At 60.0% G+C, this 25988-nt stretch carries 22 protein-coding genes; 19 read left to right on the plus strand and 3 right to left on the minus strand.

What is annotated here, in order from left to right; genetic code table 11:
- Nucleotides 1-10: 10 nt before the first annotated feature.
- Together Q0753_RS03870 and Q0753_RS03875 are read right to left on the minus strand one after the other, a co-directional pair.
- On the minus strand, nt 11-868 hold the full coding sequence (locus tag Q0753_RS03870; protein WP_298717518.1) for a LysR substrate-binding domain-containing protein: 858 nt from the start codon (nt 866-868) through the stop codon (nt 11-13).
- A gap of 242 nt (nt 869-1110) precedes the next feature.
- Nucleotides 1111-2496: a DEAD/DEAH box helicase gene (locus Q0753_RS03875; RefSeq protein WP_298717520.1), complete on the minus strand. Its 1386-nt coding sequence runs from the start codon at nt 2494-2496 to the stop codon at nt 1111-1113.
- A gap of 223 nt (nt 2497-2719) precedes the next feature.
- Here Q0753_RS03875 and Q0753_RS03880 point away from each other — a divergent pair, with 223 nt between their 5' ends.
- Genes Q0753_RS03880 through Q0753_RS03890 form a run of 3 tightly spaced genes read left to right on the plus strand, consistent with a single transcriptional unit; the run spans nt 2720 to nt 5684 of the window.
- On the plus strand, nt 2720-3835 hold the full coding sequence (locus tag Q0753_RS03880; RefSeq protein WP_298717523.1) for an ABC transporter substrate-binding protein: 1116 nt from the start codon (nt 2720-2722) through the stop codon (nt 3833-3835).
- Nucleotides 3832-4917, plus strand: coding sequence for an iron ABC transporter permease (locus Q0753_RS03885; RefSeq protein WP_298717526.1), 1086 nt, complete (start codon nt 3832-3834; stop codon nt 4915-4917). Before Q0753_RS03880 ends, Q0753_RS03885 begins: the two co-directional genes overlap by 4 nt.
- Complete coding sequence (locus Q0753_RS03890) at nt 4914-5684, plus strand: ABC transporter ATP-binding protein (RefSeq protein WP_298717529.1); 771 nt, start codon at nt 4914-4916, stop codon at nt 5682-5684. Before Q0753_RS03885 ends, Q0753_RS03890 begins: the two co-directional genes overlap by 4 nt.
- A 414-nt stretch (nt 5685-6098) precedes the next feature.
- On the opposite strand, the gene Q0753_RS03895 is transcribed toward Q0753_RS03890, so the two are convergent.
- Nucleotides 6099-6365, minus strand: a complete 267-nt coding sequence (locus Q0753_RS03895; RefSeq protein WP_298717718.1) for a DksA/TraR family C4-type zinc finger protein — start codon at nt 6363-6365, stop codon at nt 6099-6101.
- 343 nt (nt 6366-6708) lie between these two features.
- Between Q0753_RS03895 and Q0753_RS03900 the strand changes: the two genes are divergently transcribed.
- From Q0753_RS03900 to Q0753_RS03975, 16 genes are all read left to right on the plus strand, one after another.
- The gene (locus tag Q0753_RS03900; RefSeq protein ID WP_298717532.1) at nt 6709-9477 is read left to right on the plus strand and encodes a molybdopterin-dependent oxidoreductase; all 2769 of its coding nucleotides are present in this window, start codon (nt 6709-6711) and stop codon (nt 9475-9477) included.
- 12 nt (nt 9478-9489) lie between these two features.
- Nucleotides 9490-10470, plus strand: a complete 981-nt coding sequence (locus Q0753_RS03905; protein WP_298717535.1) for a 4Fe-4S dicluster domain-containing protein — start codon at nt 9490-9492, stop codon at nt 10468-10470.
- A gap of 14 nt (nt 10471-10484) precedes the next feature.
- A complete protein-coding gene (locus tag Q0753_RS03910; RefSeq protein WP_298717538.1) occupies nt 10485-11204 on the plus strand; it encodes a molecular chaperone TorD family protein in 720 nt (239 codons plus the stop codon).
- Nucleotides 11205-11217: 13 nt separating this feature from the next.
- Nucleotides 11218-11997, plus strand: coding sequence for an ethylbenzene dehydrogenase-related protein (locus Q0753_RS03915; protein WP_298717541.1), 780 nt, complete (start codon nt 11218-11220; stop codon nt 11995-11997).
- Nucleotides 11998-12019: 22 nt separating this feature from the next.
- Complete coding sequence (locus Q0753_RS03920) at nt 12020-13135, plus strand: Mrp/NBP35 family ATP-binding protein (protein WP_298717544.1); 1116 nt, start codon at nt 12020-12022, stop codon at nt 13133-13135.
- 22 nt (nt 13136-13157) lie between these two features.
- Nucleotides 13158-15023, plus strand: a complete 1866-nt coding sequence (locus tag Q0753_RS03925) for a hypothetical protein (RefSeq protein ID WP_298717547.1) — start codon at nt 13158-13160, stop codon at nt 15021-15023.
- Between the two features lie 410 nt (nt 15024-15433).
- Complete coding sequence (locus Q0753_RS03930; RefSeq protein WP_298717550.1) at nt 15434-18205, plus strand: molybdopterin-dependent oxidoreductase; 2772 nt, start codon at nt 15434-15436, stop codon at nt 18203-18205.
- Between the two features lie 12 nt (nt 18206-18217).
- Complete coding sequence (locus Q0753_RS03935) at nt 18218-19198, plus strand: 4Fe-4S dicluster domain-containing protein (RefSeq protein WP_298717552.1); 981 nt, start codon at nt 18218-18220, stop codon at nt 19196-19198.
- Nucleotides 19199-19228: 30 nt separating this feature from the next.
- Nucleotides 19229-19948 carry a molecular chaperone TorD family protein gene (locus Q0753_RS03940; RefSeq protein ID WP_298717555.1) on the plus strand — a complete coding sequence of 240 codons (720 nt, stop codon included), beginning with the start codon at nt 19229-19231 and terminating at the stop codon, nt 19946-19948.
- A 23-nt stretch (nt 19949-19971) separates the two neighbouring features.
- On the plus strand, nt 19972-20754 hold the full coding sequence (locus Q0753_RS03945; RefSeq protein WP_298717558.1) for an ethylbenzene dehydrogenase-related protein: 783 nt from the start codon (nt 19972-19974) through the stop codon (nt 20752-20754).
- 22 nt (nt 20755-20776) lie between these two features.
- Entirely contained in the window at nt 20777-21145 is a 369-nt protein-coding gene (locus tag Q0753_RS03950; RefSeq protein WP_298717561.1) for a P-loop NTPase, read from the plus strand.
- 164 nt (nt 21146-21309) lie between these two features.
- Nucleotides 21310-22002 (plus strand): isochorismatase family protein, encoded by a 693-nt coding sequence (locus Q0753_RS03955; protein ID WP_298717563.1) that lies wholly within the window; start codon nt 21310-21312, stop codon nt 22000-22002.
- Between the two features lie 108 nt (nt 22003-22110).
- A complete protein-coding gene (gene dctP / locus Q0753_RS03960; RefSeq protein WP_298717565.1) occupies nt 22111-23142 on the plus strand; it encodes a TRAP transporter substrate-binding protein DctP in 1032 nt (343 codons plus the stop codon).
- Nucleotides 23143-23199: 57 nt separating this feature from the next.
- Nucleotides 23200-23712, plus strand: coding sequence for a TRAP transporter small permease (locus Q0753_RS03965; RefSeq protein WP_298717567.1), 513 nt, complete (start codon nt 23200-23202; stop codon nt 23710-23712).
- Complete coding sequence (locus Q0753_RS03970) at nt 23712-24998, plus strand: TRAP transporter large permease (protein WP_298717569.1); 1287 nt, start codon at nt 23712-23714, stop codon at nt 24996-24998. The genes Q0753_RS03965 and Q0753_RS03970 overlap by 1 nt, the downstream gene beginning before the upstream one ends.
- Before the next feature lie 244 nt (nt 24999-25242).
- Nucleotides 25243-25935 (plus strand): isochorismatase family protein, encoded by a 693-nt coding sequence (locus Q0753_RS03975; RefSeq protein ID WP_298717571.1) that lies wholly within the window; start codon nt 25243-25245, stop codon nt 25933-25935.
- Nucleotides 25936-25988: the final 53 nt, after the last annotated feature.

The raw sequence follows: 25988 nt of genomic DNA on the forward strand, positions 1-25988 counted from the left end.
ATCCTCGGGCTCAGAGTGCGTTGAGCCCGTGTTTGAGGTAGTCGAGCAACATGCGGGAAGCCGGGGTCAGGGTGTTGGCGTCATAGCAGAAACCGATGGACAGGTTGCCGAGGGAAGGGCAGGGGGCGAAGCTCGCCGAGGCTTCCAGTCCCTCGGGTACCGTGCTTCTGGACAAGGCGCTGATGCCCAGTCCGGCCTTGATGGCGGCATGGATCCCCAGCAGGCTGGAGGTGCTGTAAACGATGCGCCAGGGCTGGTTGGCCTGGGTCAGGGCATGGATGATCGACTTGCGATACAGGCAGCCCTTGGGATAGAGGATCAGGGGCAAGGGCGCCTCCGGCTCCAGCATCAGGTTGCTGCTGCGCACCCATACCAGCGGCTCTATGATGTAATCGGTCAGCCGCTGCTGGGGCAGGCCGCTCTCTTCTATCGCCATCACCAGATCATACTCGCCCTTGCCGTAGTCATGCAGCAGGTTGGCGCTGATGTCGCTGCTCACGTCCAGAGTCACATTGGGATAAGCCTGAGAAAAGCGGCCGATGGTGGTGGCCAGAAACGAGACTTCGAAGTCGTTGGGAATGCCCAGGCGCACCGAGCCGCTGACCTTGGGTGAACTCAGGCGCGACACCACCGCATCGTTCAAGTCCAGCATTTTCTGGGCATAACCCAGCAGTAGCAGGCCTTCTTCCGTCAGCTGCAGGCCGCTGGCGCGATGAAACAAGCGAATATCGAGCAGCTCTTCCAGCCGCTTTACCTGCAGGCTGATGGCGGGCTGTGAGCGGCCCAGTCGCTCGCCGGCCGGGGTAAAGCCGCCGAGCTGATTGATGGTGACGAAGGTGCGTAGCAGATCCGTGGGCAGGTTCTTCATACTGAAGCGGCATCATTTTATAAATCAATGGTCACATTATTAACATTAAATTAATAAATGAAAGCCCTCGCTGAAGAAAAATAGACGAAGGTGGTCAACCACGGCTGGCATATGCAGTAGTTAATACGTGAGGGGTGAGGAGTGAGGAGTGAGGAGTGAGGAGTGAGGAGTGAAGGCTTAAAAAAGGCCGGGGCGCTTGTGCGCCCCGGCCTTTTTTACCGCAACCGGTTGAACGATGGGGATTAGTCGGTGCTGGTCGGCTTCTTGCGCTTCAGCGGCGCCATGCCGTCATTGGAGCCCAGGCCGGTGCCGGTCGGCAGTCGATCACTGCGATCCTTCTGCGCCTTGACCGGCTTCTTGGCCGGCTTGTAGGCATTGGGGCCGCCTTTGCCCTTGTAGCCGTTGCCGCGGGCCGCAGGCTTGTCCGCGCCCTTGGGGCCGGACTTTTTGGCGGCCGGTTTCACGCCCTTGAACTTGCCTTCCAGCCCCTCGATGGTCACGAAGGCGATATCCTGCTGCAGGAAGCGCTCGACCCGTTTGAAGGCGTCCCAGTCTTTGGGGCCCACCAGCGACACGGCGGTGCCCTTGGCACCGGCACGACCGGTACGACCGATGCGATGCACGTATTCTTCCGCCTGCTTGGGCATGTCGAAGTTCACCACTAGCGACACCTGCAACAAGTCCAGCCCGCGCGAGGCCACGTCGGTGGTGATCAGCACCTTCTGCTGGCCGCGGCTGAAGCTGTCCATGATGCGGTTACGCTCGGCCTGGCTCATGTCGCCACTCAGTGCGGCGGTGGTCAGGCCCTGCTCGTGCAACAGGGCCGCCAGCCGTTCGGTGTCGGGGCGGGTGGCGGTAAAGATAATCGCCTGCTGATAGCTTTCGGTGGTCAGAATGTGCTGCAACAGCGCCTGCTTGTGATCCAGGTGATCACACAGATAAAAGCGCTTCTCGATATCCAGGTGCTCGGCGTTGGCGGCGCCCACGGCGACCCGCTTGGGCGACTTGAGCAGTTTGTCGGCCATCTCGTTGACTTCGGCGTGCTCCAGGGTGGCCGAGAACATCAGCGTCTGGCGGCGGCGATGATCGGCGGCCTCGTTGATCTGGTTCAGCTCCTTGGCGAAGCCCAGATCCAGCATGCGGTCGGCCTCGTCCATGATCAGCAGTTCCAGGCCGCCCAGCATCAGCGAGCGGGCATCCAGATGGTTGGCCAGCCGACCCGGAGTGGCCACCACCACGTGGGGCTCTTTACGCAGCGCCTTGATCTGCTCGTTGAAGTTTTCGCCGCCCAGCACCAGGGCGATGTTGATGCCGCTGCCGCTGGTGAGCGAGCGCAGTTGCACATACACCTGCTTGGCGAGCTCCCGGGTGGGGGCCAGGATCAGCGCCCGCGGATCCCGCTTGCTCAAGGCCTTGGTCTTCATCAGCCGGTGCAGGGCCGGCAGCAGGAAGGCCAGGGTCTTGCCCGAGCCGGTTTTGGAGGACGCGATCAAGTCATGGCCGCTCAATATGACCGGAATGGCCCTGTCCTGAATCTCGCTGGGCGCGGTGAAGCCCATGTGATCCAATGCGGTTAATAGACGGGAATCCAGTCCAAGATCTTTAAACGGTTCGGGTTTTTGCGCCAACGTGCTGCTCCGGTGTGTCATGTGTCAACTCAGAATGGATAGCGTGAGAGTCGACAGAGAAAGTAAGGAAGGAAAAAACAACGGCCATTGTATAAGAATTTTGGCCGGATGTAATGATCCGGCGCCGTCGGCTGTGCGGTGCCGGTGGGGAACAAGTGTTTGCAAATGACAATGGTTAGCAATACCATTAGCATCCCTTTGTTTTCTATTCTCGAGACTGCTCATGTTCAGAACGTGCCTGTTGCTGCTTTGTGCCTGTTTTACCACGCTGCCGGCACTGGCGGCCGAGCGCCAGGTCACCGACCTGCTGGGCCGCACCGTGACCCTGCCCGACCAGGTAGACCGGATCATTCTTTCCGAAGCCCGCCTGATGTACATACTGATGCCGCTGCAAAAGGACGACCCCTTTGCTCATGTGGTGGCCTGGTCGGACGACATGGAGCGGGCCGATCCCGACACTTATATCAAGCTGGCCGAGACCTTTCCCGACACCGTCAACACGCTGCCGCGCTTTGGTCATCCCGGCAAGGTGACATTCGAGGTTGAAAAGGCCCTGACGCTGGATGCCCAGCTGGTGGTGGTCAATCAGGCCTATCATCAGCTGTGGCAGGAAAACGGTACCCTGGACAAGCTGGAAAAGGCGGGCATTGCCGCCCTGTTCGTGGATTTTCGCGACGCGCCTACCGAGAACACCCTGCCCAGCATCCGCATTCTGGGTGAAGTGCTGCACAGGGAAAAAGAAGCCGAGGCGGTGAACACCTTTATCGCCGACAAAATGGCCCGGATGGCCGAGCGCATGAAAGGGCTGAAGGCAGAAGAGCGCCCGTTGGTGCTGATGGAGCGCGCCTCCGGCATGGGCGACTGCTGCCGGGTATTTGGCCCCAACAACTTCGGTCACTACGTGGAGCTGGCCGGTGGCACCAACTGGGGTAGCGACAAGACCCAGGCCCTGTCGCTGGACATCAACCCGGAGGCCCTGGTCACCGAGCCCTTCGATCTGATCATCGGCACCGGCGCCAACTGGCAGGAGGCCTACCCCGAGGCCAACAGCCTCAACCTGGGCTATAAAGCCGAAGACGAGAATTTGCAGCGTGGCTTCCGGGCCCTGAGCCAGCGGCCCGGCTGGCAGGCCATCGATGCCGTGAACAGCAAGCACTTCTACGGCATCTGGCACCAGTTCTACAACAGCCCGACCTATTTCGCCGCCATCGAAGTCATGGCCCAGTGGATGCACCCCGAGCGCATGCAGGGCATCGATGCCGAAGCGGACTTTCGCGAGTTTCACCAGCGTTTCATGCCGTTCCCCTATGAAGGTCGCTTCTGGGTGAAGATGCAATGAGCACCGACGCCATCACGGCCCGTCAGGAAGACCGGCATCACTATCAGCATCACTATCGTCAACACCAGGGACGGCGCCAGCAGTGGGTGGCCATCGGTGCCATGCTGCTGCTGGGGATCTTTCTGCTGGACATGACCCTGGGCCCGGGAAAACTGGGTCTGGTACAGGTAGTCGACACCCTGATGAGTCCGGATGGCGCCGATATGAAATCCCGCTTCATCATCTGGGATATTCGGCTGCCGGTGGCGCTGATGGCGGTATTGGTGGGCGCGGCACTGGGCGGGGCCGGTGCCCTGATGCAGACCATTCTCAACAACCCGCTGGCCGAACCCTTTACCCTGGGCATTTCTCATGCCGCCGCCTTTGGTGCGGCGCTGGCCATCGCCTTCGGCGCGCCGCTGCTGCCCTGGGAGTGGGCCCAGGGTTACATGATTACCCTGAACGCCTTCGTGTTCGCCTGCCTGAGTGCCGGGGTCATCTTTCTGGTCAGCCGCATGCGCGGCTCGACCCAGGAAACCATGATCCTCACCGGCATCGCCATCCTGTTCGTGTTTTCTGCCCTCAACGCCATGCTGCAGTTTGCGGCCAGCGCCGAGACCCTGCAGCAAATCGTGTTCTGGGCCATGGGATCCCTTGGTCGGGCCACCTGGCCCAAGGTGGGGGTGACGGCGGCGCTGCTGTTGCTGGCCTGCGTGTTGCTGTCGCGTAGCGCCTGGCGCCTGACCGCCCTGCGCATGGGCGACGAGGCGGCCGAGGCCATGGGGGTGAACGTGAATCGCATTCGGCTGCTGGTGCTGTTGCTGTCCTCCTTGCTGGCGGCGGTAGCGGTGGCCTTCGTCGGTATCATCGGCTTTGTCGGCCTGGTGGGGCCGCACATGGCGCGCATGCTGCTGGGGGAAGATCAGCGCTTCTTTCTGCCCGGATCCATGCTGTTCGGCGCCATTCTGCTGACCATTGCCGAAATTCTGTCCAAGAGCATCATTCCCGGCGTGTTGTTGCCCATCGGCATCACCACTTCGCTTATCGGGGTACCCTTCTTCGTGTTTTTGCTGGTGGTAGTACGTAGAAGGAGCGGTCTATGAGCCTGATCCTGGAACACCTGAGCCTGGGCTATCGTCAGGGGTTGATCGTGGACGATCTGAGTCTGACCGCCGAGGCCGGCCGTTTGAGTGTGCTGCTGGGGCCCAACGGCACCGGCAAGTCGACCCTGCTCAAGGGCATTGCCGGTCTGCTCGATCCGGAGCAGGGCAGGGTACTGTTGGACGGCCGGGATCTGGCCGACCTGAGTCGCGCCCGCCGGGCCGGGCTGGTGGTGTATCTACCCCAGAGCACGCCGGTGGGAGTGCGGATCACGGTATTTGAGGCCATCTTGATGGCGCTGAAGGTGCACGGCAAGGTGCGGGTGACAGAAGCAGATCTGGCACTGGTGCGTGGCGTGCTGGACGAGCTGGAGATTGCGCATCTTTCGCCCCGCTATCTGGAGCAGCTGTCCGGTGGCCAGCGCCAGATGGTGGCCATTGCCCAGGCGTTGATCCGCCGGCCCAGGGTATTGTTGCTGGACGAGCCCACCAGCGCGCTGGACCTGTATCATTCGCTGCACATCATGGCGGTATTACGCCGTTTGACTCAATCGCAGAACATGGTGACCCTGGTGGCCATTCACGATCTGAATCTGGCGGCCCGCTGTGCCGACGACGTGCTGGCGGTGAAGGGCGGCACCCTGCAGGCCTTTGGCCCCTTGCACCAGTGCCTGCAAGCCGAGCTGATCCAGACCCTGTACGGGGTAGAGGCCGACATTCTGCCCGGCCCGGACGACAGCCTGCTGATTTACCCCCGACTGGCGGGCTGAGCTGTGCAAACGTCGGACAAAGGGCCAGCTCCGCCGACTCGCTGTAGACCCTTCCATGGGCGCTCTCTGTTTCATCCCTGAAACAGAAGGTCGGCGGAGCCGATCCCTTTGTCCTTCTTGTTTACCATCGAGTCGCGAGGTCGCGCCGGCAGAGAACTCCCATAGTTTCACGTAGCAACAGCAGGGTTTGCCGTAACCGACCGTCAAATGCCAGGGACGGCATTTGCCGAGCGTGCATGGGGCGAGCTTGTCTCGCCAAGACGAACCATTTCAGTCTGACCGAACATCCAGTGAATGTTCGCAGTAGGCTGAAATGATGAGTGGCATTATTAAGGCGTGTCGGTGGAGGTAACCCTGCTGTTGCTTCGCATTGCGGACGCTACCGACGAGTGATCAGGCGTCAGCGGCAAAGCCTTACCTTAACTGACTGTCCTTACTGCCGCGCCGGTTGACGCCGTCGACGGCCGTGCGCTGCTTTTCCTGCTCGGCCTGACACCCGATGCACAGCCGTACCCCCGGCACCGCCTTGCGCCGCGCCTCGGGAATGGGGGTGTCACATTCCTCGCAGTGGCTCAGACTCTCGCCGGCACTCAGCCGGCTGCGGGCATCCTGTACCGCGTCTTCCACACTGGCGTCTATCTGATCCTGCACGGCGCCGTCTCGTGACCATCCTCCTGCCATGGTGTTCTCCTGAATAATACGTTTTTTAGCCATGATACTTCACTTTTCATAAACCCGGGCACGGGGAAAGTCAATCAGGAATGATGGCTGGTTAATTAGGTTTCAAATGAAGACTTTGTTAGCATAAATGACTGCCAGATGTTGCATAATTGATATTTATAGGCTGTCTGCCTTGTCAGGTTCGGTTGATCTGCATCAATCATCAATGAACTTTAGTGCTTGGACGGAGATTAGCCAATGACGTTCGATTAATGGCGGTGTTATTTTCCTCCCGCAACCCAAAGCGACCAAGACCGGGCTGGCTTGAGTCCGTACACAAGTCGTCGCACAGGAGGACATCAGAATGCACATGTCTAAGATCAAGCGCCGTGATTTTCTCAAGGGACTGGGCCTGACCGGCGCCGGACTCGTGATAAGCAGCAAAAGCTGGGCGCTCAACCGCCTGGAGCCCATTTCCGACACCCTTGCTACCGAGTATCCCTACCGCAGTTGGGAAGACCTGTACCGCAAGGAATGGGACTGGGATTATATCGGCCACGCCGCCCACTGCATCAACTGCATGGGCAACTGCGCCTGGAATGTTTACGTCAAGGATGGTCTGGTGGTGCGCGAAGAGCAGATCGCCAAGTATCCCCAGGTCAACCCCAAGGTGCCCGACGCCAACCCCCGGGGTTGCCAGAAGGGCGCCATTCACTCCACCGCCATGTATGAAGCCGACCGGCTGCGCTACCCGCTCAAGCGGGCCGGCGAGCGGGGCGAAGGCAAGTGGCAGCGTATTTCCTGGGATCAGGCCACCGAAGAAATTGCCGACAAGATCATCGACATTTTCGTTAAATATGGTCCCGGCAAGCTCAAGACCCATCAGGGCTCGGGCAACCAGACCATGGTGCGCCACTCCGGTCCCAACCGCTTTGCGTCCCTGGTAGGGGGCATTCAGCTCGACGGCTTCACCGTGGTGGGCGATCTCAACACCGGTGCCCATCTGACCTACGGCAACCCGCTGGAGAGTTTTACCTCCGATGCCTGGTTTGACGCCGACTATATTCTGATGGGCATGATCAACCCCAACGCTACCCGTATTCCCGACGCTCACTATATCTGGGAGGCCAAGTACAACGGCGCCCGCATTACCAGCACGGCCCCGGATCACAACCCCAGCGCCATTCATACCGACTTGTGGATGCCCATCAATCAGGGCTCGGATCCGTTTCTCGCCATGTCGTTTGTCAACGTCATCATCGAGGAAAAGCTGTTCAAACCCGAGTTCATGAAGGAGCAGACCGATCTGCCGATGCTGGTACGTATCGACAACGGCAAGCTGCTGCGCGAGGCGGATCTGGTGGAAGGCGGCTCCATCGAGGTGTTCTATCACTGGGATCTGGCCACCCAACAGGCGGTCAAGGCCAAGGGCTCCATGGGCAGTGACGACAAGACCCTCAAGCTCGGCAACGTCGACCCGGCCATCGAGGGCGAGTTCGAGGTCGATGGCATCAAGGTCACCACCGTATTCGAGCAGGTGAAGCAGGAAGCCGCCAAGTACCGTCCGGAAGACACCTTCAAGCTGACCAATATTCACCCGGACGTGGTGCGTCAGGAAGCCCGCTATCTGGCGAAAGCCCGCAAGGCCATCGTCATGCTGGGCTACATTACCTCCGGCTACTCCAACTGTATTCATATCGGCCGGGCCTACGGGCTGGCGCTGTCGCTGACCGGCCACTGTGGTCGTACCGGCGGCCTGGATACCTCCTGGGTGGTGTGGAATCACCCGAAATGGGCCGAGCTGGCCGAGTTCGGTGACAAGAAACCCCGCTACGAGCCGGGCGGCCTGGGCGAGTTTCTGCGTGGCGGCATGATGGAAGGCGCCCGCGAGCACTTCAACAACAAGAAGCTCAAGGAGCGGGTCGGCTTTGATCTCGACGATCTGGATGAAATGATCAAGGAGTCCATCGACGAGGGCTGGATGCCGTATCACGGCGAGATCAAGGGCATGATCTCGGTGGCCGACAATACCTTCCGCCGCAACAAGTTCGCCAACCGCTATCGCGATGAACACCTGCGCCAGGCCAGCGAGCTGTATGTGAATGTCAACGTGCGCATGGACTCCACCGCCGAGTGGGCCGACTATGTGCTGCCGGCGGCGGGCCATTACGAGGCCTGGGATCTGCGTACTCAAGGGTATCACCGGTTCTGTAACGTCTTTACCCGCTCGGTACGACCGGTGGGCGAGTCCAAGCCCGACTGGGACATCATGGCGCTGCTCACCCAGAAGATTCAGGAGCGCGCCATCGCCCGGGGCATTGGTCCCATTCCGGATGGCGATGTCACCCGGGATCTGCACACCATTCACGACGACTTCACCCGCAACGGCGCCCTCAGTACCGACCTCGACGTGTTCACCTATATCGTCGAGAACTCGCCGGAATTTGGCGGTGTCAGCGTGAAAGAGGCGGTGGAGCGCGGCTTTATCGTGATGAACGAACACGCGGGCACCAACCAGCCGCTGAAGCCGGACGAACCCTACAACCCGTTCACCGCCCAGACCGACGGCAAAAAGCCCTACGACACCCTGACCGGGCGCATCACCTTTTATTGTGATCACCCGCGCTTTATGAAACTGGGGGCCACGGTGCCCACGGCGCGGCTCTATGCCGGCCCCGAGACCTCGAACTACCCGCTGCACTTCTATTCACCCCATGCCCGCTGGGGGGTGCACTCCAACTGGCGCAGCAACAAATATCTGCTGCGGCTGCAACGGGGCGAGCCCAACATCTACATCAACCCGGGGCTGGCGGCCGAGCGGGGCATCAAGGACGGCGATCGGGTGCGGCTGTTCAACAGCACCGGCGACTTCTTCGCCCAGGCCAAGTTCTATCCCAGCATTCCGACGCATTCCATCATGATGGAGCACGGCTGGGAGCCCCATCAGTACATTCACAGAAAGCCGATGAACAACGCCATGGCCACCTTTCTGCAGCCGCTGGAGCTGGTGGGAGGCTGGGGCCACCTGGGCTTTAAATACTGCATGTGGAACGCCAACCAGCTGTTGCACGAATCCAGTTTCGATATCGAGCTGGCCAGGGCGGAAGACATCGCCGATCCGCGGACCCTTTAACAGGAGACACTCATGGCTGTAAAAAGACAACTCAGCATGGTGCTGGATCTGAACAAATGTATCGGCTGCCAGACCTGCACTTCGGCCTGCAAGCTGATGTGGACCAACCGCAACGGTCGCGAATTCATGTACTGGAACAACGTGGAGTCCCAGCCCGGGCTGGGCTACCCCCGCGATTACCAGAACATGGGCGGCGGTTTCGATAAAGACGGTGCCCTGCGCCTGGGTCGCCAGCCCAGCCAGGAAGACTACGGTATTCCCTGGGAATACAACTATGAAGAAGCGCTGATGACCGGTACCGATCCCTGGCTGCGCCCCAACGTCAAACCCACCTGGGGCGCCAACTGGGACGAAGACAGAGGCGAGGGTGACTACCCCAACAGCTACTACTTCTACCTGCCCAGGCTGTGCAACCACTGCGCCAACCCGGGCTGCTTGGCGGCCTGTACCCGCAATGCCATCTACAAGCGGCAGGAAGACGGCATCGTGCTGGTGGATCAGGAGCGCTGCCGGGGCTATCGTTACTGCGTTAACGCCTGTCCCTACAAGAAAATCTACTTCAACGAGCAGATCTCCAAGTCGGAGAAGTGCATCTTCTGTTATCCGCGCATCGAAAAGGGTCTGGCCAACGCCTGTGCCCGCCAGTGCGTGGGTCGCATTCGCTGGGTCGGCTACCGGGACGACAAGGAAGGGCCCATTCACAAGCTGGTGGAGCAATTCAAGGTGGCGCTGCCGCTGCACGCCGAGTGGGGCACCCAGCCCAATGTGTTCTATGTGCCGCCGTTGTCGTCACCCAAATACGCCTCCGATGGCCGCACGCTCGAAGAGCCGCGCATACCGCTGGACTACCTGGAAAGCCTGTTCGGCCCCCGGGTGGGCGAGGTGCTGGAAACGCTCAAGACCGAGCGCCAGGCCAAGGCCGAAGGACGCGAAAGCGCCCTGATGGACCTGCTGATCGGCTATAAGCATGCCGACATGTTCAAGCTGAGCTGAGGGAGAGGTTATTGATGCACACCCAATCCGTTACCACAGAACAGGTATTGGCCCGGGGCAGCGTCTTTCGGCTGGCCGCGGCCATGCTGGATTACCCGCTGGCCGAAACCTGGCAGGCCCTGCAGGAGGGCCGCATGGCACAAGCGCTGAGTCAGGCCATGGCGGTACAGGGCGAGGCCGCCTGGCCCGCCTTGCCGGCAAGCAGTGATCTGAAGGCACTGGAGGTGGGTTACATGGCCACCTTTGTACAGGGGCGGCGCGGCCGGCCCCAGGTGCCCCTGGTGGCCAGCGCCTACGACACCTTGCTGGCCGGTGATACGCCGGGCCGCTACCTGCTCAATGTGCAGGCCTTTTACCGGCATTTCGGGCTCAAGGCCGCCACCGAGGACGAAGGTCATGTCGACGAGCCGGATCACCTGGTGACCATGCTCGAGTTCTGCGCCCTGCTGTGCCATCTGGAGCTGCAGGAACTGGAGAGCGGGCGGGACGCCGGTTCGCCCCGGCGGGCGCTGCGGGACTTTCTGACCCGCTACCTGGTGCCGATGGCTACCAGCCTGCGTGAGCGTTTTAACCGGGAAGCCGATCAGGGTCTGGATGCCAACCTGGCCTGCCTGGTGCAGCGTTTGCCCGACTGGGCCGACCGGCAACGGGAGATACTGGAACATCAGGTTGGCCCCTGTCCGCAGGCGGGTCAGCGCGCCGCGGCCGGCGACGCCGAAGGCATGTGGGATTAATGAGGAACATATCATGAAAGCGATTACGTCCATTTACCGAGCCATGCTGCTGGGGCTGGCCATGACCAGCGCCGCTGCCCTGGCCGATCACAGCGAAATGAACCCCAATGTCATCGAGGTGAAACCGGGGGACACCGTCAAGGTGGGGCGCATTCCCGGCACCATCTATTTGCGCAGCCAGAACGACCCGGACGATCTGATCTGGGACCGGCTGCCCATGTACCGTGTTGGCCTGTATGCGGCGCCGCCGGTGCATCAGTCGGTCAGGCTGCGCTTTGAACAGGAGCAGGCCTTTGAGGCCAAGCACATGTACTTTCAGGTAGCCCGCTCCGACGAACGTTTTTACCTGCGACTACGCTGGAAGGATGGCACCGAAGACAGGGCCACCACCGTGGATGATTTTCGTGACGGCGTGGCGGTACAGTTTGCGCTCGAGGGGGCCGACACCTCCTACATGATGGGCTCGGGGCCGGACAAGCCGGTCAATATCTGGTACTGGCGTTCCGACCGGGAGCAGATAGAAGACCTGGCCGCCGGCGGTTACGGCAGCACCACGCGTTTGCCGGAGCAGGCCATTGACGGTGCCAGCGCCTGGGTGGCCGAGGAAATTCAACAGGATAGCGAATGGCACGTGGTGATGTCCCGGCCGCTGAAGGTCAAGGGCGAACACCAGGTCGATCTGGAGCGTAAGCAGATTCCCATGGTGTTTGCGGTCTGGGAGGGCCACCACAATCAGCGCGACGGTGACAAGCGGGTGACACCCAACTGGATCCTGCTGGACAACAACTACTGATACGCAAGGGGAGGAGTTCATCATGACGGTACATCAATTCAACACCGGCCGGGACGACGAGCTGGCCGTGCGGCCCGCCGACTGCGGCCTGGGCCACGCCTGCCAGTTCTGTCCCAAAGAGCCGGAGTGCACCCTGGACAAGCCCCATCACGAAAAGCGGTTGCTGGAGCTGCGCCTCGCTCAAATTGGCCAGATCATTCTGGTGATGGCCAACAAGGGCGGGGTGGGCAAAAGCACCGTCTCGGCCAACCTGGCCGCCGGCCTGGCCGCCCGCGGCTTTCGGGTGGGGGTGGCCGATGCGGATATTCACGGTCCCAACCAGAGCCGATTTTTCAACCAGGTGGGCCAGCGGGTACGGGTGAGCGAGCGGGGGCTCGATACCCTGTCCTGTTTTGGCGACCGCTTGCCGCACCCGGTACAGGTGGGCTCGCTCGCCTTCATGATGGAACGCGATGACACTCCCATCGTCTGGCGCGATGCCTACAAGCACGACTTCATGCATCATCTGATCGGCAGCTTTGACTGGGGGCCGCTGGATTTTCTGGTGGTCGACATGCCGCCGGGCACCGGTAACGAGCTGATCACCCTGAGCGATCTGCTGGAGCAGCAGGCGGTGGCGGCGGTGATTGCCACCACCCCTCAGCAGGTGGCGCTGATGGACAGCCTCAAGGCCATTCGTTTCTGCCAGGAGCGGGGCCTGCCGCTGCTTGGGGTGGTGGAGAACATGGCCGGGGTAACCTGCCCGCACTGCGGCGGCGAGTTTCAGTTGTTCCCCAGAGCCCACCTGGCCGAGGCGCTGGATGAGCTGGGGGTGGAATCATTGGCCAGCATTCCGCTGTCGCCGCTGCTGGCCATGGCCTCCGACTCGGGGGCGCCGGTCACCATGGATCAGCCCGAGAGCCCCGAGGCCCGGGCGTTTTCTCCTGTGGTGGATGCCTGCATCGAACACGCCCGGCAGGAAAGCCGGCAGGCTGCGAGCGAAGAGTTACAGGCACTGGTAACAGCAAACGCCGAGGAGCTGGAAGCGCTGCTCAGCGATGTGCCCGAGGAAGACAGGGCCCAGGCTCGGCGTGACCTTGAAGCCCTGCTTGCCGGCGAGCACGACCGGCTGAATCCTGAACGCAACGACGACCGCTAACCATGCACACGAGGAGAGCGCCATGAGCTCAGCACACAATCCTTCCCGCCGTCATTTCTTTCGCCAGCTGGCCAGCCGGGTAGAAGAGGCCGCGCCGGTGGCCATGCCCTGGCGACCGGTGCTGGAAGCCCATGCCGGTGATGGCGACGTACTCTGGTCCGGCTGGGCCGGCGCGGGCGAGGTGTTCGTGGTCGGTGACGAGGGTCGCATACTGCACTTTGACGCCGACCGGCCGGGCTGGCACGAGCAGGCCACGCCGGTGCCGCTGCCCCTGCACGGCATCTGGGGTACCCAGGCCGACAGCCTGCACGCGGTGGGCTGGATGGGCTGTATTCTGCATTATGACGGCGAGCAGTGGCGGCACGTGCGGGGGGGCGTGGTCAACGACGACACCGGTCGCTACGCCCCCTGCGAGGAAAACACCCCCTTGTTTGCCATCGATGGCAATGTCCAGGGTCAGGCCTGGGCGGTGGGCGACGAGGGATGCATTCTGCATTTTAACGGCGAGGGCTGGCAGCCCGAGGCCTCGGGTACCCGCATCAACCTGCGGGCGGTGGCCTGTGCCCCAAACGGCCGGGTATACGCCGCGGGCGGCGAGGGCACCCTGCTGCGGCGCGAGCCAAACGGCGGCTGGCAACCGATGGACTGCCCGCTAAGTACCGGTTTTCATGCGCTGCTGGTACTGAACGACGACGAACTGCTGCTGGCGGGCGGGCGCTACTTCGTGGATCAGGGCGGCTTTCGTGGCGAGCTGGTGCATTACCACCACGGCGAATTTCACAACCTGGCCCACGAGTCGGGTCTGCCCCGATTGCGGGCGCTGCGCGCCTACAAGGACGGCGTGCTGCTGGTGGGCGACAAGGGCCATTTACTGTATTTGCACAACAACAAGGTGCACCGGCTGGCCTGCAACACCCATCACGATCTGATGGACATCGTTACCCTGGGCTCGGGCGAGGCGCTGGTGGTGGGCGATTTCGGTACCCTGATGACCGCCGCTCCCGATTTTGAACAGGCGCTGGCCGTTCCCCACCGGGAAGTGGCGGCGCAAAGCCGGTGGGAGGTCATGGAAAGTCCTACCCGGCGTCAGCTGTGGGGGCTGTGGCAGGCCCACGACGGCCGGGTGTATGCCTGCGGCGACACCGGCACCGTGCTGCGTCTGGACGGCGAACAGTGGGTAGCGTTGCCGGCCCCCGATGAACAACTGGCGGTGCACTGCCTGTGGAGCTGCGAGGGCAGCGGCCTGCTGGCCGGCGGTCAGGAAGGGCGCATTTACCGCTTCAACGGCGAGCAGTGGCAACTGCACTTCGATCTGCACCTGCACACCACCATACTGGCGATGTGGGGCACCGGGCCCGACTGCATCTATGCGGTGGGTGATGAGGGGCTGGTGCTGCATTATGATGGCCTGGGCTGGCAGCGGCTGGCCAGCGGCACCAGCTCGGCGCTGTACGATCTCTGGGGTCTGGATGCCCGGCACCTGCTGGCGGTGGGCGACTTCGGGCTGGCGCTGCGCTACAACGGCGAGCAATGGAAGGATTTCAACACCGGCACCGAGCAGTTTATTTACAGCGTCTGGGGCCGGGGATTGAACGACATCTACGCGGTGGGCCTGTCGGGGACCGTGGTGCATTTCAACGGTCAGCGCTGGCATACCATGCCCACCCGGCTGCAGCAGGACCTGCTGTCGATCTCCGGCAACCCGGCCGGCGAGGTGTTTGCCGTGGGTGGGCAGGGCACTGTGCTGCGGCTGGAGCAGGGCCAGTGGCTGCGGGAAACCGCGCCCACCGAGGTCAGCCTGCGGGCGGTGTGTGCCACCCGGGACGGCACCGTGTATGCGGTGGGCGACCAGGGCTGCATTCTGCGGCGCAGTCCGAAGCCGGAGTAAAACGGTCACCATCACCTTGCAATCGAACTGAAAAACGGGCCCTTGAGGCCCGTTTTTTGTTTTAGGTGCTGCTTGTGTGCGATGAATGCAGGCTTCTGGCGGGCTGTACACGAGAGCAAAATATTTTTGCTACCGCATCGCTACCCACGCCATAAACCAGATGCAAAAGCTCCAAATGAGTTTTAAATCAGCATAAAAACCGGTTTTAATCGGTATTGTAGATGCTTATTTTGTGCCGATTTTTATCGCTTTGATTGATCTGAATCAATCAGAAGTCAATTGCCCTGCTCGATATGGTCATTAAATGACCTATGTTTAATGATGGTGTTACTTTTTGAGCAAAACCAAAAGCGAACCGTTCGAACAGGCTGGCAGCAGATGAACAGGCGGTCGCACAGGAGGGCATAACAATGCACATGTCTAAACTCAAGCGTCGCGACTTCCTCAAGGGGCTGGGGCTGACCAGTGCCGGCATCGTGTTTAGCCGTCAAAGCTGGGCGCTTAATCGTCTGGAGCCTATCTCCGACACCCTCGCCAGTGAATACCCCTACCGAAACTGGGAAGATCTGTATCGCAACGAGTGGGACTGGGATCATATCGGTCATGCCGCCCACTGCATCAACTGCATGGGTAACTGCGCCTGGAACGTCTATGTGAAAGACGGCCTGGTGATCCGTGAAGAGCAGGTCGCCAAGTATCCCCAGGTCAACCCCAAGGTGCCCGACGCCAATCCCCGCGGTTGCCAGAAAGGCGCCATTCACTCCACCGCCATGTACGAAGCCGACCGGCTGCGCCATCCGCTCAAGCGGGCCGGCGAGCGGGGCGAGGGCAAATGGCAGCGTATTTCCTGGGATCAGGCCACCGAGGAAATCGCCGAAAAAATCATCGATATATTTGAGAAATACGGCCCCGGCAAGCTCAAGACCCACCAGGGGTCGGGCAACCAGACCATGGTGCGCCAGTCCGGCCCCAACCGCTTTGCCTCGCTGGTGGGCGGCATTCAGCTAGACGGTTTTACCGTGGTGGGTGATCTGAACACCGGTGCTCACCTTGCCTACGGCAACCCGCTGGAGAGTTTTACCTCCGACGCCTGGTTTGACGCCGACTACATCATGCTCGGCATGATCAACCCCAACGCCACCCGTATTCCCGATGCTCACTACATCTGGGAAGCCAAATACAACGGCGCGCGCATTACCAGTACCGCCCCGGATTACAACCCCAGCTCCATTCACACCGACCTGTGGATGCCGATTCAGCAGGGCTCAGATCCCTTCCTCGCCCTGTCGTTTGTCAACGTGATTATCGAGGAAAAGCTGTTCAAGCCCGACTTCATGAAGGAGCAGACCGATCTGCCGATGCTGGTGCGCACCGACAACGGCAAGCTGCTGCGGGAAAGCGACCTGGTCGAGGGTGGTTCCGAGGAAGTGTTCTACCACTGGGATCTGACCACCCAGCAGGCGGTGAAGGCCAAGGGGTCGATGGGCAGTGACGACAAGGATCTGAAACTGGGTGAGGTGGACCCGGCGCTGGAGGGCGAGTTTGACGTCAACGGCATCGAAGTCACTACCGTATTCGAGCAGGTGAAAAAGGAAGCGGCCAAATATCCGCCGGAAAAGACCCAGCAGCAAACCGGGCTGCATCCGGACGTGGTGCGCCAGGAAGCCCGCCATCTGGCGGCGGCCAAAAAAGCCATCATCATGCTGGGCTACATCACCTCCAGCTACTCCAACTGTCTCTATATTGGCTGGGGGTATGCCCTGGCCCTGGCGCTGACCGGCCACGGCGGGCGTACCGGCGGCCTCGACACCTCCTGGGTGGTGTGGAACCACCCGCGCTGGACCGAGCTTGCCACCTTTGATGGCAAGAAGTCGGCCCGCTACGAGCCGGGTGGCCTGGGTGAAGTACTGCGGGGCGACATGATGGGCGGCATTCGCAAGCACTTCAACAACAAGAAACTCAAGGAGCGGGTCGGCTTCGACATCGACGAGATGGAAGCCATGATGCAGGAGTCCATCGACGAGGGCTGGATGCCGTACTACGGCGAAATCAAGGGCATGATCTCGATAGCCGACAACACCTTTCGCCGCAACAAGCTGGCCGAACATTACCGTGATGAACACCTGCGCCAGGCCAGCGAGCTGTATGTCAACGTCAACACGCGCATGGACTCCACCGCCGAGTGGGCCGACTACGTGCTGCCGGCGGCCAGTCACTACGAAGCCTGGGATTTAAGAACCCAGGGTTATCATCGCTTCTGCAACGTTTTTACCGAGTCGGTGCCGCCGGTGGGCGAGTCCAAGCCCGACTGGGACATCATGGCGCTGCTCACCCAAAAGATTCAGGAACGGGCCATCGCCCGTGGTATCGGTCCCATTCAGGATGGTGACGTTACGCGGGATCTGCACACCATTCACGACGACTACACCATGAACGGCAAGCTGAATACCGCGCTGGATGCCTGCCGTTACATCGTGGACAACTCGCCGGAATTTGGCGGCGTCAGCCTGGAGGAGGCGGGCGAACGCGGCTTTATCGTGATGAACGAACAGGCGGGCCTGAACCAGCCGCTGAAGCCGGACGAACCCTATAACCCCTTTACCGCGCAAACCGATGACAAAAAGCCCTATGAAACCCTGACCGGGCGCATCACCTTCTATGTCGACCATCCCCGGTTTGAGCAGCTCAAATCCACCGTGCCCACGGCGCGGCTCTATGCCGGCCCGGAGGCCTCCGACTATCCGCTGCATTTCTATTCGCCCCATGCCCGCTGGGGCATCCACTCCAACTGGCGCAGCAACAAATACATGCTGCGGTTGCAGCGGGGCGAGCCCAATATCTACATCAATCCCAAGCTGGCGGCCGAGCGCGGCATCAAGGACGGCGACAGGGTCAAGCTGTTCAACGGTAACGGCGAGTTCTTTGCCCAGGCCAAGTTCTACCCCAGCATTCCGGCCAACTCCATCATGATGGAGCACGGCTGGGAGCCGCATCAATACATCCATCGCAAGCCGATGAACAACTCCCATGCCACCCTGCTGCAGCCGCTTGAGCTGGTGGGGGGCTGGGGGCATCTCAAGTTTATCTATGCCAAGTGGAACGCCAATCAGGTTATCCATGAAAGCAGCTACGACATCGCGCTGGCCACGGCGGATGAAATCAGTGACCCACGGGTCCTATAAGAGGAGACCGTCATGGCTGTCAAACGACAACTCAGCATGGTGCTGGATCTGAACAAGTGTATCGGTTGCCATACCTGCTCCACGGCCTGCAAGCTGATGTGGACCAACCGCAACGGCCGCGAATTCATGTACTGGAACAACGTGGAAACCATGCCGGGCGAAGGCTACCCCCGGGACTACCAGAACATGGGCGGCGGCTTCGATGCCGACGGTGCCCTGCGCCTGGGCAGACAGCCCAGCCAGGAAGACTACGGTATTCCCTGGGAATACAACTATGAAGAAGCGCTGATGACCGGCACCGACCCCTGGCTGCGCCCCAACGTCAAACCCACCTGGGGCGCCAACTGGGACGAAGACGAAGGCGAGGGCGATTACCCCAACAGCTACTACTTCTACCTGCCACGGCTGTGTAACCATTGCTCCAACCCGGGCTGCCTGGCGGCCTGTACCCGTAACGCCATCTACAAGCGGCAGGAAGACGGCATCGTACTGGTGGATCAGGAGCGCTGCCGGGGCTATCGCTACTGCGTTAACGCCTGTCCCTACAAGAAGGTGTACTTCAACGAACAGATCTCCAAGTCGGAGAAGTGCATCTTCTGCTATCCGCGCATCGAAAAGGGCCTGCCCACCGCCTGTGCCCAGCAGTGTGTAGGGCGTATTCGCTGGATTGGTTATCTCGATGACGAGGCGGGCCCCATCCATTTGCTGGTGAACAAGTACAAGGTGGCGCTGCCGCTGCACGCCGAGTGGGGCACCCAGCCCAATGTGTTTTATGTGCCGCCGATGTCGCCGCCCAAATACGGCCCCGACGGCAAGGCGCTGAAAGAATCGCGCATACCGCTGGACTACCTGGAAAGCCTGTTCGGCAAGCGAGTGGGTGAGGTACTGGAAATGCTTGGTGCCGAGCGCCAGGCCAAGGCCGAGGGCCGGGACAGCGAACTGATGGATACGCTGATTGGCTACAAACACGCCGAGATGTTCAAACTCAGCTGAACGGGGAGTGAGCAGATGAACGGAATATCAATGCCCCCCCGGCGTGTGGATGCGGTGATTGCCCGAGGCACAGTGTTTCGGCTGGCCGCCGCCATGCTGGACTATCCGCTGGCCGAAACCCAGCAGGTGCTCGAGCAGGGGCGTCTGTCTCAGGCGCTGAATGCGGCCATGCAGGCACTGGGCGAGGCCCCCTGGCCCGAGCTGCCGGCCAGCTCTGATCTGTGTGCACTGGAGGTGGGCTACATGGCCACCTTTGCCCATGGCCGGCACGGCAAGCCCCGGGTGCCATTGGTGGCCAGCGCCTACGAACCGTTGCTGGCCGGTGAAACGCCGGGCAGCTTCATGCTCAATGTGCAGGCGTTTTATCGCCATTTCGGCCTCAAGGCGGCGACCGATGACGAAGGGCATATCGACGAGCCGGACCATCTGGTCACCATGCTCGAATTTTGCGCCCTGCTCTGTCATCTGGAAGAGCAGGCTGCAAGCAAGCAGCGCGATGCCTCGCCCTATCAGCGGGCGCTGCGGGACTTTATGGCCCGTTACCTTATTCCGCTGCTGAGTGCCTTGCGCACCCGTCTTGCCGGCGAAGGGGACCCGGGGCTGGATGCCGGCCTGGCCTATCTGGTGCAGCGCCTGCCGGACTGGGCGTCAGGCCAGCGGCACCGCCTGGAGAATCAGGTCGGCCCGTGCCCGGCACCGGGCGCGAGCCGCCACACGGCAAGCACCGAGCCCCAGAATCTGTGGGATTAGGCATGACCCAAGAGGAACCCGTTATGAGAGTCAATCTGTCCATTTACCGCGCCGTTCTGCTGGGGCTGGCGATGACCACCGGTGCCGCCCAGGCCGATCACCCCGAACTCAACCCCAACGTGACCGATGTGCATTCGGGCGATACCGTCAAGGTGGCGCGCATTCCCGGCACCATCTACCTGCGCACCCAGAACGACCCGGACGATTTGATCTGGGATCGGCTGCCCGTTTACCGCACCGAGCTGTATTCGGCGCCGCCGGTGCATGCGTCCGTGATCTTGCGTTTCGATGAGGATACGGCGCTTGAGCCCAAGCATCTGTATTTTCAGGTAGCTCGCTCCGATGAGCGCTTCTATATGCGGTTACGCTGGAAGGACGCTACCGAAGACAGGGGCACCACCGTCGACCGTTTTCGTGACGGCGTGGCGGTGCAATATGCCATCAAGGGCCCCGACACCTCCTTCATGATGGGCTCGGGTCCCGACAAGCCGGTCAACATCTGGTACTGGCAGTCAGGTCAGGAGCAGGTCGACAACCTGGCCGCCGGCGGTTACGGCAGTACCACCCGGCTGCCCGAGCAAATTGTGGCCGGGGCCAGCTCCTATATCACCGACGAGATCGTTCAGGACAACCAGTGGCATGTGGTGATGTCCCGGCCGCTGAAGGTGGAGGGCGAGCATCAGGTGGATCTTTCCCGCGACAGCATTCCGGTGGTGTTTGCCCTGTGGGAAGGGCACCATGATCAGCGTGACGGCGACAAGCGGGTCTCTCCCAACTGGATCCTGCTGGACAACAGCAAGGGTTAATACGCTCGCCCAAGAGTAGTTGATGATGTCAGTATCCCGATTTACCCCCGGTGCCCCCGATGAGCAGGATCCGCTGGCGATGAGGCCCGCCGACTGCAACCGGGGTCATGCCTGCCAGTTTTGCCCCCTGGAGCCGGAATGCGGCCTCGACAAGCCGCACCACGAGAAGCGGCTGCTGGAAAAGCGACTGGCACAAATTGGCCAGATCATTCTGGTGATGTCCAACAAGGGCGGGGTCGGCAAAAGTACGGTCAGCGCCAACCTGGCCAACCTGGCCGCCGGGCTGGCGGCGATGGCGACGTGCTCTGGTCCGGCTGGGCCATCGAGGGCCGTTTTTATGTTAGGAGGTGGTGTTGTGCGGCTGAGGCAGGCAAGACGCGTTTACCGGTGATGCAGACGAAAAATGCTCATTGTTGCACCTGTGTTATCAATGCCGTTAAAAAGTGAATTGGATGTTGATTTGTGCGGTTGTTAATGTGATTTCACCGAGAGGGGGAAGCGCTAGGCAAGGGGCCGAAGTGTAACCGTTTTTATAGTGAAATCAGGAGAATAACCATGTCACAAGATCTGATGAGCATGCTGAATCAGGCTTTCGATGAAGCCACCACCCTGTACCAGAACAACGGCTTTCAGCGCCGGGTCGGCTTCGGCAAGAAGCCGGCACTGATCAGCGTCGATCTGGCTAATGCCTGGACTCGTCCCGGCAACCCCTTTACCTGCGACAAGGTGGATGAAGAGATTATCCCCGGCATGCAGCGCCTGCTGGAAGCCTTCCGCGCCAACGATCTGCCCGTTATACATGTGACCACCTGCTATCAGGTGACCGATCGCACCAATCCCAACACCGACATGGGCCTGTGGCACAACAAGATCCCGGTCGACTTCTGCGCCCAGGACAACGAAGAGCTGTGGGCCATCGACTCCCGTATCGCCCCGATTGAAGGCGAGCAGGTGCTTATCAAGAAGCACGCCAGCTCCTTCCAGGGTACCTATCTGGCCGGCTTCCTGCGTGCCGCCGGGGTAGACACCGTACTGGTGACCGGCGTGACCGCCTCGGCCTGTGTGCGTACCACCATCTGTGACGCCATGGCCGAAGGCTTCCGCCCGATTGCGGTGAAGGAATGTATCGGCGACCGTATTCCGGGTGCCGTGGCCTGGAACCTGTTCGACATCGACGCCAAGTTCGGTGATGTGGAAACGGTCGATACCTGTGTGGAATACCTGAACAAGCTGGGTAAGCAGAAGTAACCCAGGCAGATGTAAACAGGCAGATGTAAACAAGACAAGCCGATTGCTTTATTCATGATTAACGTCAGGCATCCGTCCTGACGTTAATCAAAAATATAGGGAAGTATGATGAAAGCATATAAATCGAATATGTCCACCACAGCAATGACCGCCTCCATGGCGGCATTGTTGTTGGTGTCGCCGGTCACCATGGCGGAATCCAGGGTACTCAAGTTTCATAGCGGTTATGCGGAGTCCAGGCCGGAAGCGAAATACCTGAATGAATTTGCTAAAGAAGTCGAACAGTTATCACAGGGAGATTTGAAGGTTGATGTCTTTCATGCGGCATCATTGGGTCTTAATGAACCGGATCTATTGCGCATACTGAAGCGTGGCTCCATCGATATGGCTCTACTTTATGGGGAGTATTACACGCGGGACGCGCCGGAACTGGCTGCCGTTTATGCCCAGGGGGCCATTACCAGACCAGAGCAGCATTTAGAGATTTTACCCACCATCCGCGATGTTTACGAGCAGGGCTATGCAAAATGGAACATCAAGACCATTGGCGGCATAGTGTCTCCGGTGTTCAGTGTGGGCCTGCACTGCAAAGAGCCGATCAATAGCCTGGCGCAGCTTGAAAACAAGAAGGTCAGAGTCTGGTCGGCCCAGCTGGTCGATGCCTTTACCAAACTGAATATATCCGCTCAGGTTATTCCCCAGAATGATATGTACATGGCGCTGCAAACCGGTGTGGTCGATTGTGCCTACTACTTGTCGACCGTGGCAGAAACCGTTTCTTTGCATGAGGTCACCCAATACGAAGCGTATCTGCATCCCTGGGCGGCGGTGCCGGCGTTGTTTGGTGTCAGTGACAAAACCTGGAATTCACTGAGCGGCGAGCAGCAGCAGGTGCTGCAGCAGGCGGGTGAAAACCTGTGGCAGAAAACCCGCGCCGCCGCTGTGGATCCCGAACGCGAAGCAAAGGCCCGGGCCAGGCGACAGGAGCTGGGTGTGACCATGCTGGAAAATTTCTCGCCGCAGGATGTGCAGCAGTTCCAGCAGGCAGCGCTTGAGGCGTGGCAAGCCATTGCCGTGCGGGCGGGGGAAAACGGTGAGCAAATTTATGACAGGGTCACGGGCAAGTTGGCGAAGTTATAAATTTGAGGACGAGGGCGGTATCGCCGCCCTGACTGTGGCTCATCAGGAGTATTAATCATGTATTTTATAGCCAAGTTGATAGACAGGCTGTCTTATGGTCTGTTTCTTATCGGGGTCGCTGGCGGCATAGTGATGACCTTCACGGTGTTTGCCAGTACCTTGATGAGATATGTATTTGATCACCCCATCCATTTTTCCAATGAACTCGCCGGCCTGCTGTTTTTCTCGCTCACCTTTCTGACTATTCCCCATGTGCTGAACAGCGGCAGGCATATCCGCATCGATCTGGTCACGCGTAAACTCAGTCCGCTGGCCGCTCGGTTGAGCGAGGTCTTTGCCAGCCTGATATTGATTCTGTTTTCGGCGATCATCATCTACGAATCCTGGGACTTCATGTTGTTTTCTTATGAAATAGACGCACGATCGGAGATCAGCGGCTTGCTGCTCTGGCCCTGGATGATACTGATGCCGCTGTCATTTTCCCTGTGCATTCTGGTGCAACTGCGTCATGGCCTGAAAGCCCCCCAGATCAGGAATGATCAGGATACGTCGCCCGTGGAGATAGCATAATGAGCTGGATGGTATTGAGTTCTGGATTGTTGGTGTTGCTGAGCAGCGGCGCCTTGCTGGGCGCCGCCCTTGGGCTGGTAGGATTAACACTGCTGCATTTTCAGGGGCATGGATCCATGTCGCTGGCGATTAATTCCTCCTGGAATCTGTTGACGGGCTTTTCGCTGACGGCGGTGCCGCTGTTTATCTTTCTCGGCGATATTTTGCTGGCCAGCGGCGTGTCGACCCGGGTTTACAACGGACTGACGCCCTTGTTCCGGCGCATACCTGGCCAGTTGTTGCATACCAATATTGCGGTTTGCACCCTGTTCAGTGCGGTCAGCGGGTCGAGTTCTGCCACGGCGGCGGCCATCGGCTCTATCGGGTATCCGGAGCTGAAGCGTCGGGGTTATTCGCCGAGCATGGTGGTGGGCACCCTGGCCGCCGGCGGTACCCTGGGATTGCTGATCCCGCCCAGTCTCGCGCTGATCATCTACGGGGCCACCCAGCATGTGTCTATCGGCAAGCTGTTTCTGGCGGGCATACTGCCCGGGCTGATGATATCGGCGGCGTTTTTCGGCTGGATCATCATTCGTTCTAAAATCGGCAGTGCCGTGGTGCCACAAGGCAAGGAGGAAATGGACTGGGGCGAGGTGCGTAGCGGTCTGAAGCAGATATGGCCGCTGCCCATACTGATCTTCTTTGTACTGGGTACCATCTACATGGGTATCGCTACGCCCACCGAGGCGGCGTCGCTGGGGGTGGTTGCCAGTATAGTGCTGGGCTTCACCTGGGGAGATCTGACCATCGGCAAGCTGTGGGGGGCCTTTAAAAACGCCACCGTCATGTTCAGTGCCATCGCCTTTATCATGCTGGGTACGGCGATTTTGTCACAGGCGGTGAGCATGCTGGCGTTGCCGAGAGAGGCGGTGTCGGCTATCTCTTCATTTGGCCTGGGGCCTTACGGCATTCTGCTGATGATAGTGCTGGTCTACATAGTGCTGGGTTGCTTTTTTGACGGTATCTCGCTGCTGTTGATGACGCTGCCCATCACCTTTCCCATGATGATGAGCCTGGGCTTCGATCCCATCTGGTTCGGGATTATCGTCACCCTGCTGATGGAGATTGGCATGATCACGCCCCCGGTCGGCCTCAATCTCTTCGTGCTGACTTCGATCACCAAGAATGAGGTCAACCTTACCGAGGCGGCCTGGGCGTCGTTGCCCTACTGGCTGATCCTGTTGAGTGCGGTGGGAATCTATACCCTGTTTCCGAGCGTGGTGCTCTGGTTGCCCGGTTTTATGTGATAGCCGAGTATCGTTAATTTTTGCTTTAAAAACAGCAGCCTGACGTTGAGTCAGGCTGCTGTTTCTGTTTCTGTCATCGGCAATTCGATTATTCCACTCAGGTTATCAATATGTTTAAAAAGTGAATTGGATGTTAATAATCGAGGCATTTAATATCGTACTTGCCATCGGATAACACGGCCACCGGATAGGGCCGATGCATTCGACATTTACTTAACGCAAAACATGAAAACGGAGAATGACCATGTCCCAGGATTTGATGAGCATGCTGAACCAGGCTTTCGATGAAGCCACCACCCTGTACCAGAACAACGGCTTTCAGCGCCGGGTCGGCTTCGGCAAGAAGCCGGCACTGATCAGCGTCGATCTGGCCAACGCCTGGACTCGTCCCGGCAACCCCTTCACCTGCGACAAGGTGGACGAAGAGATCATCCCCGGCATGCAGCGCCTGCTGGAAGCCTTCCGCGCCAACGATCTGCCCGTAGTGCACGTGACCACCTGCTATCAGGTGACCGATCGCACCAATCCCAACACCGACATGGGCCTGTGGCACAACAAGATCCCGGTCGACTTCTGCGCCCAGGACAACGAAGAGCTGTGGGCCATCGACTCCCGTATCGCCCCGATTGAAGGCGAGCAGGTGCTTATCAAGAAGCACGCCAGCTCGTTTCAGGGAACCTATCTGGCCGGCTTCCTGCGTGCCGCCGGGGTAGACACCGTACTGGTGACCGGCGTGACCGCCTCGGCCTGTGTGCGTACCACCATCTGTGACGCCATGGCCGAAGGCTTCCGCCCGATTGCGGTGAAGGAATGTATCGGCGACCGTATTCCGGGTGCCGTGGCCTGGAACCTGTTCGACATCGATGCCAAGTTCGGCGACGTGGAAACGGTCGACACCTGTGTGGAATACCTGAACAAGCTGGAAAAACAGTACTGAGAATCGTGAATGACTCGGTGAAGGGCTGCAGGGTCAAACGACAAGCCTTTCAC

It is taken from the genome of uncultured Oceanisphaera sp., assembly GCF_947495715.1.
Taxonomy (GTDB): domain Bacteria; phylum Pseudomonadota; class Gammaproteobacteria; order Enterobacterales; family Aeromonadaceae; genus Oceanimonas; species Oceanimonas sediminis.